19 protein-coding genes are annotated in these 17,918 nt (G+C 62.6%); 7 read left to right on the top strand and 12 right to left on the bottom strand.

What is annotated here, in order from left to right:
* Positions 1 to 81: 81 nt before the first annotated feature.
* Together HPO_RS09865 and HPO_RS09860 are read right to left on the bottom strand one after the other, a co-directional pair.
* On the bottom strand, positions 82 to 876 hold the full coding sequence (locus tag HPO_RS09865; RefSeq protein ID WP_035597816.1) for a hypothetical protein: 795 nt from the start codon (positions 874 to 876) through the stop codon (positions 82 to 84).
* A gap of 4 nt (positions 877 to 880) precedes the next feature.
* Positions 881 to 1,732, bottom strand: a complete 852-nt coding sequence (locus HPO_RS09860; protein ID WP_035597814.1) for a hypothetical protein — start codon at positions 1,730 to 1,732, stop codon at positions 881 to 883.
* Between the two features lie 247 nt (positions 1,733 to 1,979).
* On the opposite strand from HPO_RS09860, the gene HPO_RS09855 reads away from it, so the two are divergent.
* A complete protein-coding gene (locus HPO_RS09855; RefSeq protein ID WP_114106731.1) occupies positions 1,980 to 3,311 on the top strand; it encodes an OpgC domain-containing protein in 1,332 nt (443 codons plus the stop codon).
* A gap of 57 nt (positions 3,312 to 3,368) precedes the next feature.
* Positions 3,369 to 5,174 (top strand): translation elongation factor 4, encoded by a 1,806-nt coding sequence (lepA, locus tag HPO_RS09850; protein WP_035598035.1) that lies wholly within the window; start codon positions 3,369 to 3,371, stop codon positions 5,172 to 5,174.
* Positions 5,175 to 5,195: 21 nt separating this feature from the next.
* Here the strand turns inward: lepA and HPO_RS09845 are convergent, their stop codons facing one another.
* From HPO_RS09845 to HPO_RS09835, 3 genes are read right to left on the bottom strand one after another with little or no spacing between them, the layout of a single operon-like run.
* Positions 5,196 to 5,621: an MAPEG family protein gene (locus tag HPO_RS09845; RefSeq protein WP_035597812.1), complete on the bottom strand. Its 426-nt coding sequence runs from the start codon at positions 5,619 to 5,621 to the stop codon at positions 5,196 to 5,198.
* A gap of 52 nt (positions 5,622 to 5,673) precedes the next feature.
* The gene (locus HPO_RS09840; protein ID WP_035597809.1) at positions 5,674 to 6,276 is read right to left on the bottom strand and encodes a hypothetical protein; all 603 of its coding nucleotides are present in this window, start codon (positions 6,274 to 6,276) and stop codon (positions 5,674 to 5,676) included.
* Positions 6,269 to 6,790 (bottom strand): RNA polymerase sigma factor, encoded by a 522-nt coding sequence (locus HPO_RS09835; RefSeq protein WP_035597806.1) that lies wholly within the window; start codon positions 6,788 to 6,790, stop codon positions 6,269 to 6,271. Before HPO_RS09835 ends, HPO_RS09840 begins: the two co-directional genes overlap by 8 nt.
* 196 nt (positions 6,791 to 6,986) lie before the next feature.
* Between HPO_RS09835 and HPO_RS09830 the strand changes: the two genes are divergently transcribed.
* Complete coding sequence (locus tag HPO_RS09830; RefSeq protein WP_035597803.1) at positions 6,987 to 7,700, top strand: YceI family protein; 714 nt, start codon at positions 6,987 to 6,989, stop codon at positions 7,698 to 7,700.
* 39 nt (positions 7,701 to 7,739) lie between these two features.
* Complete coding sequence (gene tsaD / locus HPO_RS09825) at positions 7,740 to 8,828, top strand: tRNA (adenosine(37)-N6)-threonylcarbamoyltransferase complex transferase subunit TsaD (protein ID WP_035598028.1); 1,089 nt, start codon at positions 7,740 to 7,742, stop codon at positions 8,826 to 8,828.
* A gap of 365 nt (positions 8,829 to 9,193) precedes the next feature.
* Here the strand turns inward: tsaD and HPO_RS09820 are convergent, their stop codons facing one another.
* The gene (locus HPO_RS09820; protein ID WP_084324258.1) at positions 9,194 to 9,883 is read right to left on the bottom strand and encodes a TetR/AcrR family transcriptional regulator; all 690 of its coding nucleotides are present in this window, start codon (positions 9,881 to 9,883) and stop codon (positions 9,194 to 9,196) included.
* Between the two features lie 176 nt (positions 9,884 to 10,059).
* On the opposite strand from HPO_RS09820, the gene HPO_RS09815 reads away from it, so the two are divergent.
* Together HPO_RS09815 and HPO_RS09810 are read left to right on the top strand one after the other, a co-directional pair.
* Entirely contained in the window at positions 10,060 to 10,356 is a 297-nt protein-coding gene (locus HPO_RS09815; protein WP_035597801.1) for a YciI family protein, read from the top strand.
* Positions 10,353 to 11,045 (top strand): glutathione S-transferase, encoded by a 693-nt coding sequence (locus HPO_RS09810; protein ID WP_035597798.1) that lies wholly within the window; start codon positions 10,353 to 10,355, stop codon positions 11,043 to 11,045. The genes HPO_RS09815 and HPO_RS09810 overlap by 4 nt, the downstream gene beginning before the upstream one ends.
* On the opposite strand, the gene HPO_RS09805 is transcribed toward HPO_RS09810, so the two are convergent.
* The 6 genes from HPO_RS09805 to HPO_RS09780 form a co-directional block, all read right to left on the bottom strand.
* Positions 10,993 to 11,853 carry a hypothetical protein gene (locus HPO_RS09805; protein WP_051612498.1) on the bottom strand — a complete coding sequence of 287 codons (861 nt, stop codon included), beginning with the start codon at positions 11,851 to 11,853 and terminating at the stop codon, positions 10,993 to 10,995. The genes HPO_RS09810 and HPO_RS09805 overlap by 53 nt on opposite strands.
* A 68-nt stretch (positions 11,854 to 11,921) precedes the next feature.
* Positions 11,922 to 12,461 carry a hypothetical protein gene (locus HPO_RS09800; protein WP_035597796.1) on the bottom strand — a complete coding sequence of 180 codons (540 nt, stop codon included), beginning with the start codon at positions 12,459 to 12,461 and terminating at the stop codon, positions 11,922 to 11,924.
* Between the two features lie 138 nt (positions 12,462 to 12,599).
* On the bottom strand, positions 12,600 to 14,720 hold the full coding sequence (locus HPO_RS09795; RefSeq protein ID WP_035598016.1) for a PQQ-dependent dehydrogenase, methanol/ethanol family: 2,121 nt from the start codon (positions 14,718 to 14,720) through the stop codon (positions 12,600 to 12,602).
* 160 nt (positions 14,721 to 14,880) lie between these two features.
* Positions 14,881 to 15,750 carry an orotidine-5'-phosphate decarboxylase gene (gene pyrF, locus HPO_RS09790; RefSeq protein ID WP_035597792.1) on the bottom strand — a complete coding sequence of 290 codons (870 nt, stop codon included), beginning with the start codon at positions 15,748 to 15,750 and terminating at the stop codon, positions 14,881 to 14,883.
* Entirely contained in the window at positions 15,747 to 16,574 is an 828-nt protein-coding gene (locus HPO_RS09785) for a S1 family peptidase (RefSeq protein WP_035597789.1), read from the bottom strand. Before HPO_RS09785 ends, pyrF begins: the two co-directional genes overlap by 4 nt.
* A gap of 5 nt (positions 16,575 to 16,579) precedes the next feature.
* Positions 16,580 to 16,999: a DUF350 domain-containing protein gene (locus HPO_RS09780; RefSeq protein ID WP_233349199.1), complete on the bottom strand. Its 420-nt coding sequence runs from the start codon at positions 16,997 to 16,999 to the stop codon at positions 16,580 to 16,582.
* A 110-nt stretch (positions 17,000 to 17,109) separates the two neighbouring features.
* Between HPO_RS09780 and HPO_RS09775 the strand changes: the two genes are divergently transcribed.
* Positions 17,110 to 17,892: a 3-hydroxybutyrate dehydrogenase gene (locus tag HPO_RS09775; protein ID WP_035597786.1), complete on the top strand. Its 783-nt coding sequence runs from the start codon at positions 17,110 to 17,112 to the stop codon at positions 17,890 to 17,892.
* Positions 17,893 to 17,918 lie beyond the last annotated feature (26 nt).

Here is a 17,918-nt window from a genome sequence, read left to right as displayed (position 1 = left end):
ACTCCTGTTGCTCTCGCCAATATCGCTAAGTTCGCCGCGAAGTGAAAGCAACTGCGCAAGAATGCGGGGATTGCCGCAGTTTCAGCCGTCGGTGCGGGCCGAAAACTCGACCTGACCGCCACCTTCGAAGAAATAGCGGGTCCAGAAACCGCGCAGCTTCGCATCCAGCGCAGACGGCAGCGGCGAGCGGGCCTGGTCGTGCAGGCGGCCATAACCGATGACGCGGATGCCTGTCCCCGGGGTCCTTGCGCCCGCACTATGCTCGGCCACAATCTCCATCAACTCGTCTTCCGGAAGCGAGGAAAATTTGCGCCAGGCGATCATGTCGCTGTTTTCCAGCATGTCCGAATAGATGATGATATTCGTATAGGGCTCTGCCGAGGCCGACCCCGTCCAGTGGCCGATGGTGCGGATGATGTCGGAGCCCGAGGCGTCTTCGGCCGTGTTGATGATCTCCCGCAGCGAGCCGGCGAGGCTGCCCATGAATTGCTGCTGGTCCTGCTTGGCCTTCATCGTGCTGCACGAACCCATGATTTCATCGACCACCCCGCCTGCGTCCGGACATCCCGGCTTGCAGGCATTCGCCAGACGGCGGGTTCTGGAATAGTGGTCGGAAATCGTGGCGATGATAATCCGGTCGCCGGTCTGCAACTTGTCGACCACGCCGCCGAGGCTTTCCATCAGCAGCGCCTGATCATCTGCATCAAAGGTTGTCGTCCGGTCGATCAGGAACAGGGTGGAGCGATCGCTGAGCGCGCAATAGTCGTCCGCCGTACGGTTCACGAAGCCGGACCCTGCCGGCCCCGAACATGCGGGCAGCAGCATCAGGAGCGCTAGAACCGGCAGGGCAAGCCGGCATCCCGGAAACATGGTCATCTGGTCAGGCGCTGGCCCTGTTGATCTGGTTGGCATGACGGCGCTGTTCAACGGATTCGGCGTCGGCGCGGTGACCCTTGATATGCGCCAGCTTTTTCTCCGCTTTCTTGCGCTGGATGTCGGCAGACTGAAAATCCGGATGAGGATCATGCGAGAAATAGGCCGCCGTCAGACCAACCGCCACGATGCCCAAATTGATAGCAAAGAAGATCCACCCGGAAATGCCAAGACCTGCCTTGAACATGTCACCCGCCATTTGGGCGGCGCCCGTTCCCGCCAGCATGTCCGAGAAACTGGCCTGAGGCTGGGTTTCAAAATCGAGATAGCCCTGGCGCAGCACGGAGACACCATAGATCAGCGACAGAATGATTGCCGTGATCAGCACCACCTGCAGAAGCTGCCCGGCCCAGCCGGACCTCTTCACATGATAGCCGAACCGGCAGAGCACCAGACCAAGCCTGTGGGCCAGCGTGACGAGAATGACGCCCACAAGAAAAGCCACGCCGAGCGACACGGTGGGGCTTTCGCGGAAGAAAAGCTCAAAACTCAGCCGGTTCACCGGGATTTCGAACAGCATCAGGGCCAGCATGAAAGGCCAGTAGAAGAAGCTGCGGGCATAGCGGGGCTGGCGGTCCACTTCGGCCTGGATCGTGTCCCATTTGGCATTGATGGTATCGAGCGTGTCCTGAGCATCGGCGATGCGCCCGCCATACTTGGTCTCGATCGCATTCATGTTGCCGGCATGGAGATCGTTGAGACGCTCAATCTTGGCATTGCGGGCAGCGGCGCGATCCATCGTCCTGTCATTGCCGATAACGCGCAGGGAGGAGGGCGTCCGATCCGGGGTTTCCGCCATGTGCTGATCCTCCAAAGGTCAGATAAAAATATTAACTGAGCTTCCCCCCCTGTCGCAAGGCGCCCGCACAGGACGCTGTTAACCATTGGGGACCCGGCGCCACTGCGGCCGGCCGCCTGTTTTATTGGCTTCCCGCGGGAAAATTGTCCCCACAGCGCCGCCATTAAGCAAAAGAATTCAGATAGTTAGTGAAAACCCCACAAGAAGATGATATGGAGCAAAAGTATTTTTTCGTGTGAGCACAAGAATGCACGGCAAGAGCGTAGAGTTAACCAAGTACAACGAGACCCAAGCGCCTGAACTCGCGCGCGCTTCTTTTCCCCCGACGCGGGAATTACACGCCGAAACGGCCGCAGCATCTTCATCAGCCGCTCAAGTGCGCATCATCGGGCTGGATATATGCCGGTCTGCGGCGATCCTCGCGACAATGTTCAGCCACGCGCTCGCGGAAGGCGGCGCCCAGCCCTATTACTCGTTCGACCATGCCGGGCTGATCTGGCTGCGCTTTTTCCTCCAGATGAGCCCGCCAATCTTCATCATCCTGTTTGGATCGGTATTGGAGATTGTCTACCGTCCCCGAATCGAAGCGGGGCAGAAGCAGCAGACCATAGCCCGGCTTTTGACCCGCGCCGCTCAATGCTACTTGCTCTATCTGGTCACGCTGCTGGCCATGCTGGCGGCAGGCCTCAGCTCGCCGGGATATACGCTGCGTTGCGCGCTGTTCCTCGGCGGCTCGCCCTATGGCGACATCCTGAAATTCTACACCCTTGCTCTGGCCCTAGCCCCGGCGTTGATCTTCCTGCGCGACAGGCTTGGCTTTGTGGCGCTGGGCGCTGTCTCGGTGATCATCCACCTGCTGCATCCGCTGATCACGCAGCTTCAGGTGCCGGAAACATCCTCCGCAGATGTCTATCTCAGCCCGTTGATATGTTTCCTGATCGGCGGTGGAGAGATTGTGACGGGCGGCCCCTCCTTTTTGCACGGGATGACATTCGTAATCTGGGGCATGATGATCGGCCGCGCTGTGATCGTCCTCAGCCGCCCCAGTTCCAGCCGCCAGCAGATCGTCCAGGCAGCCATCGGCATGGCAGCCCTTCTGCTGGTTTCAGGCGCCGTCCTGCTTAGCTTCTGGAATTACGATGCACCCCTCACCACTGTGCGAGACCTCAGCAACCTTACCTACCGAAATATCAACCATCCGATCTATTTCGCCTTCGGGCTTTTCGGCACGCTGCTGGCGGTGTTCGTCTGCCTGGTCCTCTATGACGGATTCCGGGTGAAGTTCGGCCTGTCTCTGGGCTTTGCCGGCAAGACCAGCCTTTTCACCTTCTCCTTTGGCAATGCCCTGCTCTACCTCGCCCCGGCGCTGACCCTCAGCCTCACCGGCAGCTGGATCTATACTTTCGCGCTGTTCTTCCTGGTCTGCCTGCAAAGCTATGCCTTCAACTGGCTGCAGACAGCGCGCGGCAACTGGCTGGCCACCCGGTTCCAGGCCTTGATTGTGCGGATAAATTCGGCGGTGGGCTGGCTTCCGAAGCAACTTGCCGCGCCCTATGGCGGGCTGCTGGGCTGGCGATAGGCACGTAGCCGCCTGAAACCGCTTTCAGGCGGGCGAATGCAACGCTATATGCCGCCCATGACCCCACGCGACAAAATCCGTAACTTTTCCATCATCGCCCATATCGACCATGGGAAGTCGACCCTTGCCGACCGCCTGATCCAGGCCTGCGGCGGGCTGACCGACCGGGAGATGAGCGAACAGGTGCTCGATTCGATGGATATCGAGAAAGAGCGCGGCATCACCATCAAGGCCCAGACGGTGCGCCTGTCCTACACGGCGCAGGATGGCGAGACCTATACCCTCAACCTGATGGACACGCCCGGACACGTCGACTTTGCCTATGAAGTCTCCCGGTGCCTCGCGGCCTGTGAAGGCTCCCTGCTGGTGGTGGATGCCTCCCAAGGCGTGGAGGCCCAGACGCTGGCCAACGTCTATCAGGCCATCGACCAGAACCATGAGATTGTGCCGGTCCTCAACAAGATCGACCTGCCGGCCGCTGACGTGGACCGGGTGAAAGAGCAGATCGAGGAGATCATCGGTCTTGATGCCTCTGACGCCGTTCAGATTTCGGCCAAGACCGGCCTTGGCATCCCCGATGTGCTGGAAGCCATCGTCACCCGCCTGCCCCCGCCGCGGGGAGGCGATCAGGCCGCGCCCCTCAAGGCCGCGCTCGTTGACGCCTATTACGACCCCTATCTCGGCGTGGTCGTCATCGTCCGCGTGCATGACGGCGTGCTGAAGAAGAAACAGTCGATCCGCATGATGCGCACCGGCGGCGTCTACGAGATCGACAAGGTCGGCACATTCAATCCCAAGCTCACCGAAGTCGATGCGCTCGGCCCCGGCGAGGTTGGCTATTTCGTGGCCTCGATCAAAGAGGTCGGCGACTGCTCCATCGGTGACACGATCACCGAAGACAAGCGCCCGACCGACAAGGCCCTGCCCGGCTATAAAGACGTGCAACCGGTCGTGTTCTGCGGCCTCTTCCCGATGGATGCGGGCGACTTTGACGACTTGCGCGCCGCAATGGGCAAGCTGCGCCTCAACGACGCCTCCTTCACCTGGGAGATGGAAACCTCCGCCGCGCTCGGCATGGGCTTCCGCTGCGGCTTCCTTGGCCTCCTCCACCTGGAAATCATCCAGGAACGCCTCTCCCGCGAGTTTGACCTCGACCTGATCGCGACCGCGCCGAGCGTCGTCTATGAAATGACGATGACGGACGGTACCGAGATCGAGCTGCACAACCCGGCCGATATGCCGGACGTGGTGCGCATCGCCGAAATCCGCGAGCCGTGGATTGCCGCCACCATTTACACGCCGGACGAATATCTCGGCTCGATCTTGAAACTCTGTCAGGACCGCCGCGGCATTCAGACCGAACTATCCTACGTGGGCGGACGGGCCTGCGTGAAATATGAACTGCCCCTCAACGAGGTGGTGTTCGATTTCTATGACCGCCTGAAATCCATCTCGCGCGGCTATGCCAGCTTTGACTACACCCTCATCGGCCACCGCGCCGAAAACCTCGTCAAGCTGCAGATCCTCGTCAATGAGGAGCCTGTCGATGCGCTCGCCATGCTCGTCCACCGCGACCGCGCCGAAAGCCGGGGCCGCCAGATGTGCGAGCGCCTGAAAGAGCTGATCCCGCGCCAGATGTTCAAAATCCCGATCCAGGCGGCTATCGGCGGGCGCGTGGTGGCGCGTGAAACCATCAGTGCCATGAGGAAAGACGTGACCGCGAAATGCTATGGCGGCGACGCTACGCGCAAACGCAAACTCCTCGACAAGCAAAAGGCCGGCAAGGCCCGCATGCGCCAGTTCGGCAAGGTGGAAATCCCGCAGGAAGCCTTCGTGGCGGCGCTCCGGATGGATGGGGATTAAGCCCCATCCGCCTCCCGCGCATCAGGTGAGCAGAAGATAAATCGCCCGGCCCGCCATCGGGAACAGCACCAGCGTGGACACCACGAACAGGTAGAAACGGATCATCACGACGTTACGGGTCACCTGCCAAAGTGAATGGATGATCCGCAGGGCAACATAAGCCCAGGCGAGTCCCACATCTACCATGCCTGTCTCACCGCTGACAGCCAGCACCATCACGATGGCATAGAAAATCGTCGGCTGTTCCATAAGGTGGTTGTAATTGTCCGCCACCTGACGAACCTCTGAGGGCAGCGCGTTCCACGCATCCCCGCGTGTGTGCTTGGCCTTCTCCGGATGCAACCGCGCCTTCTGCATGGCCGGTACGTGGGTCGCCAGCATCCAGGCCCAGATGATCAACGTCCAGGCAACCAGAATTGCGGCGGGCAGCAACAGAGCGGCAGTCATGGGCGTGCTCCTGAGTGGTAAATTGCAGGCGTCCAGCGTGGCGCGATCTTCCCTAAGAATCAACCGGCCAGTCCTCGCCCGCACCTTCCAGCGCCGCTATCTCTCCGTCCAGCGCCTTCACCGCCCGCTGGTTCAGCCACCACACTCCATAAAACAAGGCAGCAACCAGCATTGCCGCAAACAGCAAAATGACGAGCTTCACCGCCAGTGGCGCCGGATTGTCCGGCGCAAAGCTTACCCCGCCCAGGAACACCGCCATCCCCGGCACGAACGGCAGGAGATACCAGCGCCACACCGATGCCAGCGCCGCACGCTGGCGCAGCAGTTCTGCCCGGTGAAACGTCATCAGGTTCTGGGCGGCGTCCATCTCTGCCCCGCTGGCAGACCGCGCCAGGCCGTAGAGTTTCCAGCAGACATAAAGCGCCCCGAAGATAATCAGAAAACACCCCGCCCGGACGATGGGCTCCGGCACGGTGATCGCCGTCCAGCCGAAAAGGGCAATCACCAGGGCGGCAGCGGCATATTCGGTCATGTTCCGACGCAGGATGGTTTTCTGAAAGTCGCGCGCCTTCCGGCGCACGTCCTCAAGCGGCATGACAAAATTGCCCGTCTCCTGGCCTGCCCAGAGATCGCGAAGGGGATCATGATCAGACATCGACTTTCTCCCTGAAATCTTCTGCCAGCCGCGCCTTGAGGCGAGAAATGCGCGTCGTCACCGCGCCGGGCGTAAAGCCAGTAATCTCGGCGATGGCCGGCGCGTCCAGTTCCTCCAGATAAAGCGTCATCACCTGCCGGTCTGCCGGCTTCAGGGCGCGTATCCAGGCGTTGAGGCGTTCCAGCGCGTCCTCACGCTCATAATCCGTTGCCGGATTATCGGCCGCCACCACCGGGCCGATGGCCTCCTCCCCCACCAGCCCCCGATTGCGCCGCACCTCGCGGCCCACATGGGTGGACGCCACATTATGCGCCACCCGGTAAACCCAGGTCTTGAGGCTGCAGCGCCCATCAAACTTCGCAAAGCTGCGCCAGAGGGCGACATGCATTTCCTGCAACAGATCCCGGCGCCGCTCCGGATGGGCCTCCATCGCGCGGGCCAGCCGCTCCAGCGCGCCGCCATGGGCCTCTACGGCCTCCATATAACGCTGATCCTGATCGAACACCGGCTTCATGACAGGATAGTCTGGCAGGCGCAGAGTTTCTTACAATCCTTACCGGAAAATCGTCACGCCCACCCATGCCAGCAACGGCACGAGCATCGTGATGGCCATCCAGTCGCGCAGGAGGCCGGCGAAATTCTATTTCCCGGCTAGCCGCCGCGCGCGGAAAGGGGCACACAAGCAGGCCAGACTGCGAAAGGACGATCCCATGCGCCCCCGCCCGATTTCCGCGCTCCTGCTGTCAGCCATCCTCTTCAGCGCCTGCATCAGCGCGCCCCAGGCGACCGCCCCGGAGTCCAGCCCCGCCGACGCCGCCATTGCGCCGGTCACCCCCGATCCTGCGCTCGCCAATGGCGCTGGTGCCGGCGTTTACCGGCTCGACAAACACCATGCGAGCCTCGTCTTCGCCGTGGATCATCTCGGCTTTTCAAACTATGTGGGCCAGTTCACGCGCTTTGATGCCACCCTGACGATCGATCCCGCCGCGCCCGAGGCCGCCACGCTCACCGCAACGGTCGATCCAACCTCGCTCACCATCCCCACCCCGCCCGAAGGTTTCCTCGAAACACTGTTGGGCGCCGACTGGCTGAACGCGGCCGCCTTCCCGGAAATCACCTTCACCTCCACGCAAATCCGCCAGACCGGCCCCGCAGACGCCGAAGTCACCGGCGGCCTGACCTTCCTGGGCGCAACCGTCCCGGTCTCTTTTGAGGTTCACTTCAATGGCGCCTATCCGGGCTACCCGCCCTATGATCCAAACGCCCGCGCCGGTTTTCACGCCGCCGGCAGCCTTAACCGCTCGGATTTCGGGATGACCCATGGCCTGCCGCCCGAAGGCTCCACCATGGGGGTCGGCGATCAGGTGAAATTCTGGATCGATGCCGAGTTCACCGGCCCGCCCACGGAAGCCCTGCCGACTTAACCGCTTCTATCCGGCCCCTTGCCCCGCTATATGCGGGCGATGACCAAGCCCCTGACGATCCTCGGCATAGAGACCAGCTGCGACGAGACGGCCGCCGCCGTGCTGCGCTATGAGGACGGCCGCGCGACGCTATTGTCAGACGTGATCCGCACGCAACTTGCCGAACATGCGCCCTATCTGGGCGTCGTGCCGGAGATTGCCGCCCGCGCCCATGCCGAGCTGGCAGACCTCACGGTCGCAGCCGCCATGAACACTGCAGGTCTTTCCTATGCTGATCTTGACGGCGTTGCCGCCACCGCCGGCCCCGGCCTCATCGGCGGCGTGCTCGTCGGCCTGATGACCGGCAAAGCCATTGCCCAGGCCGCCGGCAAGCCCTTCATTCCGGTAAACCATCTGGAAGGCCACGCGCTCTCCCCCCGTCTGGGTACGGATTGCCCCTTTCCTTACATCCTGCTGCTGGTCTCCGGCGGGCATTGCCAGTTTCTGGAAGTGCGCGGTCTGGGGGATTATCGCCGCCTCGGCTCCACCATCGACGACGCCGCCGGCGAAGCTTTTGACAAGGTGGCCAAACTGCTCGGCCTCGGTTTTCCCGGCGGGCCGGCGGTAGAGCGCATGGCGGCGGCGGGTAATCCGAAGGCGCATGATTTTCCGCGCCCGCTGCTCAATCGGCCGGGCCTGGAAATGAGCTTTGCAGGCCTCAAAACGGCCGTCGCCCGCGCTGCCGAAAACGCTCGCAGCGACAACGAAAAGGCCGATATCTGCGCCAGCTTTCAGGCCGCCATCTGTGATGTCCTCTCGGCGCGGGCCCGGCGCGCGCTGGAGAAGTTCGATGCGGGCACGGACGAAAAGCGCTTCGTCGTAGCCGGAGGCGTCGCCTCCAACAAGGCTATACGCGCCGCGCTCGAAGCAGAGGCAGAGGCAGGCGGCGCGCGCCTGATTGCCCCGCCCCTGCGCCACTGCACGGATAATGCCGCAATGATCGCGCTGGCCGGCGCGGAGCATCTGGCATCCGGCCGGGAAACTGGCGAAGGCCTCGCCTCGGGCGCGCGGCCGCGCTGGCCGCTGGATGAAGCCTCGGCCAAGGCAGACCCCGTCTTCGGCGCGGGCCGGCGCGGCGCGAAGGCCTGACCGCACAGAGACTTACCCTCGCCTCAAATGAAAACGGGCGCCTGCTTGAGGCGCCCGTCTGGCCGGTATCCGGGTGGGAGGAAGCCCGGAACGTTCCGGCATCAAGCTGCACGCGGTAGGGGAAACGCGCGCAGCGATGCCTGTTTGCGCGCCGGCCTTAGCCGACGAAATAAGCGAGCTGCACGGTCGCCCACATGACGAGGGCGGTGGCAGGGATGGCCGCAAGGAAAGACAGAACGGCCTGACGATTTTCCTGGGAGGACATGGGGAGAGCTTTCTGACGGTGCCGGGCAGCGACCATCGCCGCCCATGAACGTCATATAGCACCCCATTGAGGAATAATCAATGAATAAATTTGATTTCGTTCACTCGTCAGCGTTCAGGTGCTTTTTCATGACGGCATCGACGCCCGGAACGCAATGCGGATCAACCGCTTCGGGCAGGCTCTCCCAGGCCGCAGGCGGGGTCGCGCCGGGAGACAGGCCCGCCAGCAGCAGATCCATCACCCCGTCTATTTCGCGCTGCAGTTTGGGCAGGGTCAGTTTCGAGAAAAGCTGCGGAAAGCGAAACTTCATCAGCGCCGCCTGCCACATCTCGGCAACCTCTTCAGGATTGTCGATGGACCGGAATTCGCCGGCAGCCACACCATCCTTCATGATCTGAACCAGATAGGTGCGTTCCTTGGCGAGCTTTTCATTCATGTAGAGCGGACGTTCATCCGAAAGGACTTCGGCCACTTCCAGAATCTTCGCCTCTTCTGCAATGGCAGAATAGGTCCGCGTCAGTTCGTAATGGAAGATTTCCCGCATCCGGTCCGCCGCAGACACTTTCTTGTCCGCGATCTTGGCGAAGGTGGCGTAGGCTTCCTCATTGAACTTGCGAGCCATGGCCTCGGCAATGTCGAGCTTGGAGGCGAAGAAGCGATAGATATTGCCGGCGGACATGTTGCAGTCCTTGGCAATCTCCGCCATCGTTGTCTTCGAATAGCCATAGTGAAGAATGCGCTCCACGGCAGCGTGGAGAATCATCTTCCTTGTATCGTCCATCTGGGTCATTTGGTAAGTCTACAGCAAATTGCTGAACGTTCAATATATTGTTCAGCGTCCATTTTGTGTCATCTACCTGACATTGCACGCGCCAAACGTCTACTTCAAACCGGCACCAGAACAGCGATGACACTGCCCTTCTGACTGTGCCATAGCGGCGGCAGATCAAAAGGGAGATGCCTGCAATGCCGCTTTACTGTCTGCACTGTCTCGACAATGAAACCGACGGCGCCGCGCGCCGCGCTGCAACCCGCCCCGCGCATCTGGAATGGGTCGCCAGCCTCGGTGATACCTGCCGCATGGCCGGCCCGCTGCTGAGCGAAGAAGGCGGCATGATCGGGTCGGTCTTCCTGATGGTGGCCGAAAATGCCGTTGCCGCCCGCGCCCTCAATGCCGCGGACCCTTATACGAAAGCCGGCGTCTTTGGCCGGGTCCATATCAGCGAAACGCGCTGGGCCTATGGCGAGGGAAAACCCGCATGAGGAAGTTCATTTCCGGCAATCTCAACTACTCCAGCTGGTCGATCCGCCCCCTCATGGCCGTGCGCAAGGCGGGCCTAGGCATTGAGGAAGAGATCCTGCCGCTGGATTTCCCCGAGACCACGGCCCGCCTGAAGGAGATCAGCCCAACCGCCAAGGTGCCGCTGCTGATCTGGGATGATCTGATGATCTGGGAAAGCCTGGCGATCACCGAATTTGTCGCCGAACTGGCCGCCCCCGGCGTGATCTGGCCGAAGGATACGGCCCGGCGCGCCATTGCCCGCGCCGTCTCTTCGGAAATGCATGCCGGCTTTGCCGCCATCCGCAACGCCTGCTCAATGGACATTCGCGGCCGCACGCCCGCGCCAGAGATGACCCCCGCCCTGGAAGCAGACATTGCCCGTCTTCAGGCGATGTGGTCCCAGCTGCGGGAAACCCATGGCCGCAATACAGAAGAGCCCGGCCCGTTCCTCTTCGGCGCCTGGTCGGCGGCCGATGCCTTCTACCTGCCTGTAGTGACCCGTTTCCGTACGTTCGGCCTCCCGCTCACGGGCGCCGCCGCCGATTACGCCGCCGCTGCTCTGGAAGATCCGGACTTCAAACGTCTGGAAGCGGAGGCAGCCGCTGAGCCCTGGTGGATCAAGTACGGGCCTGAAGGGCGCTCGGCCGGACTTCTGAAACCGGCGGGCTGAAAAGGTCGTAGCCAAGATCATGCCGGACGAGGTCTCTGACCCGTTCGGCATAGATCTCCATAGCCTCGCCGGTAAACAGCTCGTCCAGCGTCTCCCGGCGGTTCTGCAGCACATTAGGCTCCGCCGCAGGATCAACGCGTGTGGCCATCGCCTCTTTCGTGCCCGCTTCCAGCGCAGCCAGAATCGCTTCCGGCTTCAGCGTTACGCCCCAATGCTGCGCCATGGCATGTAGCGCCGCGCGCGGATTGGCGCTGGTGGCCTCATACTGCAGCACCCTAACCTCACCTGGAAAAGCTGCGTGGATATCGCCCCACCGGTTCCAGAACCGGGCGATCCAGTAAAGGTCACACCGGAACTGCTTTCCGGCCGGATCGCCGCGCAGATAGTCCAGCCAGCTCACCTGGATGTCGTCCTGCCATTTGGCATAGTGGGAGGCCAGAATGCCCATCGGGTGGCGCACGCACAGCACATAGGGCGGCAGTTTCGCCGCCTTGCGCGCCCACGGCCAGCTGGCCATCTGATGGGGTATGGAATGGCTTTTCGCCAGGCGCGGCAATTGCCCAAATACTGGCGCATCCGTTGCAAAGCCGATATAGGGCCGCGTGGCATTTTCGGAGAAATAGGCTGGGCGCTGGATGCCGTAGGTGTCGGCCAGCGCCACCGAAAACATGTAAAGCATCCAATGCGTGCCGGAATTCTTCGAACTGACAAAGAACCCGTCAAACGCGCCGTGCCGTAGCACGGAGAAATTCGTCCATCGCTCTTTGCGGTCCTTTGCCAGGAAGGCTTTGGGCGGAGAATGGGGCATGAGGGGTGGTAACCGTCTCTGTTGGAGCGATGCAACAGCCCGATGCATTACAGGAAGGTGTTGCACAGTTATGTCTTGAGACCGGCCATATCCCGATAGATCTGCAACAAGGACAGCTGTGCCCGTGTCGGCAGCCCTTCTGCCTCCGAAACCGCCACCAGCATCGTGTCCAAGTCTACTACTTCCTTGGGGCTCAACTGCGGCGCATTCACCACCAGCCTGCTCAGGCGGCGCATCTGCTCCTCCCCCGGCAGCTGGCTGCCTGCCACCCAGGCGGCATGGGCTGCCAACTCTTCCGCTTCCTGCACGGAAAAGCTGAAATGTGTGCGGATCTCAGCTTCGATCATGTCGGCCTGCCGCGCGGAAAGCGGCGCCCCGCGCCCCAGCGCCACCATCATCATCATGATCGCGGCGGCTTCCCGCGGATCCTCGATCAGCTCGACACCGCCCCTGCCCGCGCGCCATTTGAACGCCAGACGCCGGGGCGCATTGGCAACCGTTTTGGCTGCCTGTCCCAGCTCATCCAGGCCGCGCCTCGCCATCCGCAGACGCCAGGACCACACGGCGACGGCGGTGAGTACGGTAAGGATGGCAAAGACAATATGCATAAGGACAGTTTAGTCCGGCAAAGATCGGCGCGCCATGACCAATTCGGTAAGGTTGGATTTCCATTCTTGCAACTGCTTACAAAAACGGCGCCCTCATGAGGCGCCGTCCTGAAGTTGTCAGTTCCTGGCCAGGCAGGATCAGTTTTCCGGCGCCGGTTCTGCCGCCGCATGGGCCTGTGTCAGCACATAGGCGCGGATCGCCTCAGCCTCGTCCGGGGTGACGTATTCGGCAAACGAGACCATGCCATTGGCAGCCAGGTTACCTTCCAGCACTACGCCCTTCCAGGCGTCTGAATTGGCAGTGATCGCCGACCAGCGCAGGTCAGGCAGCACGCCGGAAGAAACCGCCAGCGGGCCGTGGCACACCGCGCAGTTGCGCGCATAATGCACCGCGCCTTCCGAGATCACCGCCATCGAGCCGAAAGCTTCACCTTTCGGGGTGGCTTCTACCGGGGCAAGCCCGGAATCGGCAATCTCGCCTGTGCCGCCGATCTTGAAGGTCACCACCTTGCCAACGGTGGAGGCGACTTTCTCGTCATAGGCAAAGCCCGCCGCCAGCGCGAAGGCAGAGCCCCAGCCAGTAGTGATCGTGACATATTGCTCGCCATCGATCATGAAAGTGCCGGGGCCAGAGGCACCACCCGATTTGAGATTGTGGCTCCACAGCTTGTCTCCGGTGGCGGCGTCATAAGCGACGAACTCACCATTCAGCTTGCCCTGGAAGACCAGCCCGCCGGCCGTCGACAGCACCCCGCCATTCCAGGCATTGTCATGCTCCACGCTCCAGCGCGGGGCGCGCGCTACCGGGTCCCAGGCAATCAGACGGCCCTTGAGGCTGGCGCGGAGGAATCTTGCCACTTCCGGCGGCGCAATCGGCGGCACGCCGGCCGAAAAGTCCACGCCCGTATTCCAGCCGACCGGCCGGGCCGAGAAGCGCGGATCTTCGGCATATGCCTGCGGAATTTCCTGGGCCGGAATATAGGCAAGGCCCTCATCCGGGCTAAACGCCATCGGGTGCCAGTTATGGCCGCCCAGCGGGCCGGGGGTCTGCTCATAGGGCTGTTTGGCATAGCGCGCTTCGGGCACTTCAATCGGCCGGCCATTTTCATCCAGGCCTGTCGCCCAGTTCATCGGCACATAGGCATCGCCCGAGATGAACTCGCCCGTCGCCGCATCGACCACATAGAAGAAGCCATTTTTCGGCGCCTGCATCGCTACCCGGCGCGGCGCGCCATTCTCGCCCAGCGGCAGGTCCGCCAGGATGATTGTCTGGGTTGCGGTATAGTCCCAATTATCGCCCGGCGTTGTCTGGAAGTGCCATTTATAGGCGCCGGTATCCGCGTCCACCGCAACGATCGAGGAGAGGAACAGGTTGTCCCCGCCGGCAGGATCCCGGAACGTCCGGTTCCAGGGAGAGCCGTTACCAACGCCGAAGATGATCTGGTTGTTCACCTCGTCATAGACGATCGAATCCCAGACGGTGCCGCCGCCGCCATCGGTCGTCCAGGCGCCTTCATCGCCCCAGGTCACATTGCCGACCTGCACGAACGCGTCATCCGAGGCCGCCCCGTCCGGCTGTTTCAGAGGGTTGGGAACGGTATAAAACCGCCAGACGAGATCGCCCGAACTTGTGTCGTAGGCGGACAGGTAGCCGCGTACGCCCAGCTCTGCCCCGCCATTGCCGATCAGCACCTTGCCGTTCACCACGCGCGGCGCGCCAGTGATCGTGTAGGGCTTGTCCTGATCAACCGTCACCTTGCTCCAGATGACTTCGCCGGTCTCGGCGTTCAGCGCTTCAAGGCGTCCGTCGATCACGCCGACATAGACTTTGCCGTCATAGACCGCCACGCCGCGATTAACGACATCGCAGCAGGCTTTGACGCCCACCGCGCGATCCGCCTGCGGATCATACACCCACTTCTCCGCGCCGGTCTTGGCGTCCAGCGCATACACCACCGACCAGGCCGAGGTGACATACATCGTTCCGTCCACGACAATCGGCGTGGATTCCACGCCGCGATTGGTGGCCAGGTCATAGGTCCAGGCAACGCCCAGCTGGCTGACATTCTCCCTGTTGATCGCCGTCAACTTTGAATGGCGCTGCTCATCATAGGTGCCGCCATAGGTCAGCCACTCATTGCCGGCGCTTTCGCTGGAAATGCGGGCGGTATCGACGGCCGCAAAGCCGCGCGGTTCGGCCTTCTGCACCTGCCCCTGTCCGCAGGCCGCCAGAATAAGCGCCGCGCTCGCAGCTGCCATGAAGGGCAAGGCCCGGCGGGCCATTACATACTTGCTCACGATAATCCTCCCAGACCACGTCCTGCGGCGCCTTGCGCGCAGGATCAGTTCGGCAGGAGACTAGCCGCTCGCCCGGTAAAGTCGAGATGTGACGCGGCGGGAGCATCCGCCGGCGGCTGCCTCAGGCCACCGCCGCCAGGCGAAGCTCGTCGCGCGCGGCAAGGATGGCTTCTTCAACCGCGCGCCGCCAGCCTGCCATGTCCCCGGCATTGGCCGCCGCCTTGGGAAAAGTAACGGATCGTGACGCACTGACCACGCCGCCCTCGCCGTTCACAAGCCCGGAACACGCCTCGGCCGCCCCGGCTCCCTGCGCGCCATAGCCCGGCACCAGAAACAGCGCCTTGGGCGCCAGCGCCCGCACGGCGCGGGCCTCTTCGGGCGCTGTCGCGCCGATCACCATCATCAGGCTCGACCAGCCACACGGGCTCATGAGCCGCTCGGTCAGCGGCTGAAGCGCTTCGGCCACGCGCACATAAAGCGGCGCCCCGCCCATGATGCGCGACTGGAAATCCGCCGCGCCGGGATTGGACGTACGCACCAGAACGATCACGCCCTTGCCGTGCGCCTTGGCGAGCTTTGCGTAAGGCTCCAGCGTGTCGAGCCCCATATACGGGTTCACGGTCAGACCGTCGCCTTCAAACGGCGCGCCCGGCGCCAGATAAGCCTGCGCATATCCTTCAGCGGTCGAGCCGATATCGCCGCGCTTGGCATCCATCAGCACGATCAGCCCGGCGGCCCGCGCGGCTTTTGCCGCCGCCTGCAGCGCCGCCATGCCTTCGGGCCCGTGGCGCTCGAACAGGCTGACCTGCGGCTTCACCACCGCCACCTTGCCGGCCGCTGCCTCGATGATCGCCTGCGACCATTTCCTGACACCCTCGGGCGTATCCCCGCCGAAAAGCTCCGGAATCATGCCCGGATGAGGGTCGATCCCCACACAGAGCGGGCCGAATTTCCGTGTGCCGTCAATCAATCGGGATGCAAAATCAGTCATGCGCCCACCTCGCACATAACCTTCACCACCTGCAAGCGCCGCCGGGCGGTGTCGGAGGCCGCGCCGTAATTGCGGATGCGGAACGCGTCGGATGGGCCAGCTTCGCGCGGCACGCCCATCGTGGTGAGGAACGCGTCCACCGATTGCGGCGCTGTTGTATAGACGCGGCCCCGGCGCGGGCTTTCGGCCACGATCACTCCGCGCACCGCCCCGTCCTTGCCGAAAACCGGCCCGCCGGAAATACCGCCGAGCGTCCCGGTCAGACCATTCGTGCGGCCAACCTCGGCCCAGGCGAGGATCGGCATGTCCGCCTCGCGCAGGCCGCGCGTCACCAGCCGCGAGCGGCCCACCAGCTTGCTGGCAAGCTCGCCGGGCTGGCCCTGCGGGAAGCCGACCAGATAGCCCTCGCTGCCCAGAAACATCGGCGATGTGAGGTCCAGCCTCACCGGATTGGGGCTGCGCCCGGTCGAGAGCAGCGCCAGATCATGCCCGTCATCCAGCGAAACCCGCGCCACCGGCACATAATTGCCCGGCGCCACTTCCAGGCTGACCTTGGAACAGCCATCGACCACATGCCGGGCGGTCAGCCAGTCGCCGCGCGAATTGATCGCAAAGGCTGTGCCTACGCCGTTCTGCGGCGGCCCGGTCTGCACCACGACCAGCTCGTCCAGCGGCGATGGGTCGGGCAGCAGCGGCCCGATTTCCTCGGCGATGATCGACGGCGGCGGCGGCGCGGGCGCCTCGGCCTCCGGCACCAGCGAGAATACGACCAGGAGGATAAAGCCGAGCGCGGCGGCATAGATCACCCAGTCAAACGCGCGCATGCTCTTCAGATCCTCTGCAACACTGGATCCCACAGCCCTGCCGCAAAGATCAGCCCGGTGCCGAGCTTTGCAGCGGCGAGCACCACCGCCGCGCCCATTTCATCATTCGAAATGCGGCGCGGAATGCCTCGCAGGATCAGGTCCACGATACGGTAGGTAATGAGTTGCATGAGCAGTGCAATGGCCCCCCAGAGCACAAGTTCGGGAAGAGACACCGAAGACGCCAGCGTCGAGGCGATTGGAATGGCCAGCCCCCCGATGGCCCCGGCCAGCGCCACACCGGCGGACGCATTGCCATCCTTGACGAGGGCAAGTTCCTTCCACGGCGTGAGCAGAACATAGACAGTCGACGCGATCAGCAGCATCACCCCGGCCATGCCCGTTGACATCAGGAAGCGCGGAAAGGCGGCATCAAAAGCGCTCAATTCTCCCAGTATCACCCTTGTTTATCCTCGCTTGCGGGTCTACGCCCGGCTTCTGGAACCACCGGTTCGACCCTATCGAGTGCGCCCCCCAGCCTCAAGGAGAGAGGAACATGCTCGCCGGAAAAACTGCCCTCATTACAGGCTCAACCAGCGGCATCGGTAAGGCCATCGCGCTGCAGCTTGCAGCCGGCGGGGCTAACATCGTGCTGAACGGTTTCGGTGACGCAAAGGAGATCGAGACACTTCGCGCCGGCATCGAAAAGGATCATAAAGTAAAAGCCACCTTCTCCGGCGCAGACCTGACAAAACCAGACGCCATTGAGGCAATGATGCGGGAAGCCGCCGATACGTTTGGCGGCGTCGACATTCTCGTGAACAATGCCGGCACGCAATTCGTCGCCCCGATTGACGAGTTCCCGGTCGACAAGTGGAACCTGATCATCGCGCTGAACCTGTCAGCCGCCTTCCACACTACCCGGCTCGCCCTGCCCTACATGAAATCGAAAAAGTGGGGCCGCATCCTCAATATGGGCTCGGCCCATGCCAAGGTCGCCTCCCCCTTCAAATCGGCCTATGTCGCGGCCAAGCACGGCCTTTCCGGGCTCACCAAGACGACGGCGCTGGAAGGCGCTATCCATGGCGTCCGCTGCAACACCATCTGCCCCGGCTATGTCTTCACCCCCCTGGTCGAAGGCCAGATCGCCGACACCGCCAAGGCCCGCGGCATGACCGAGGAACAGGTCAAGAATGATGTCCTTCTCGCCGCCCAGCCGACCAAGGAATTCGTCACCGCCGAGGAAGTCGCCGCCTTTGCCCGCTTCCTCTGCTCCCCCGCCGCCGCTCAGATCAACGGGGCAGACCTCTCCATCGATGGCGGCTGGACCGCACAATAAGTTTATTTGACGCTTCGGGCAGACCA

This window comes from Hyphomonas polymorpha PS728, from assembly GCF_000685315.1.
In the GTDB taxonomy this organism is placed as follows: Bacteria; Pseudomonadota; Alphaproteobacteria; order Caulobacterales; family Hyphomonadaceae; genus Hyphomonas; species Hyphomonas polymorpha.
Note: the sequence above shows the minus strand (reverse complement) of the source record. Positions and strands in the feature narration are given on the sequence as shown.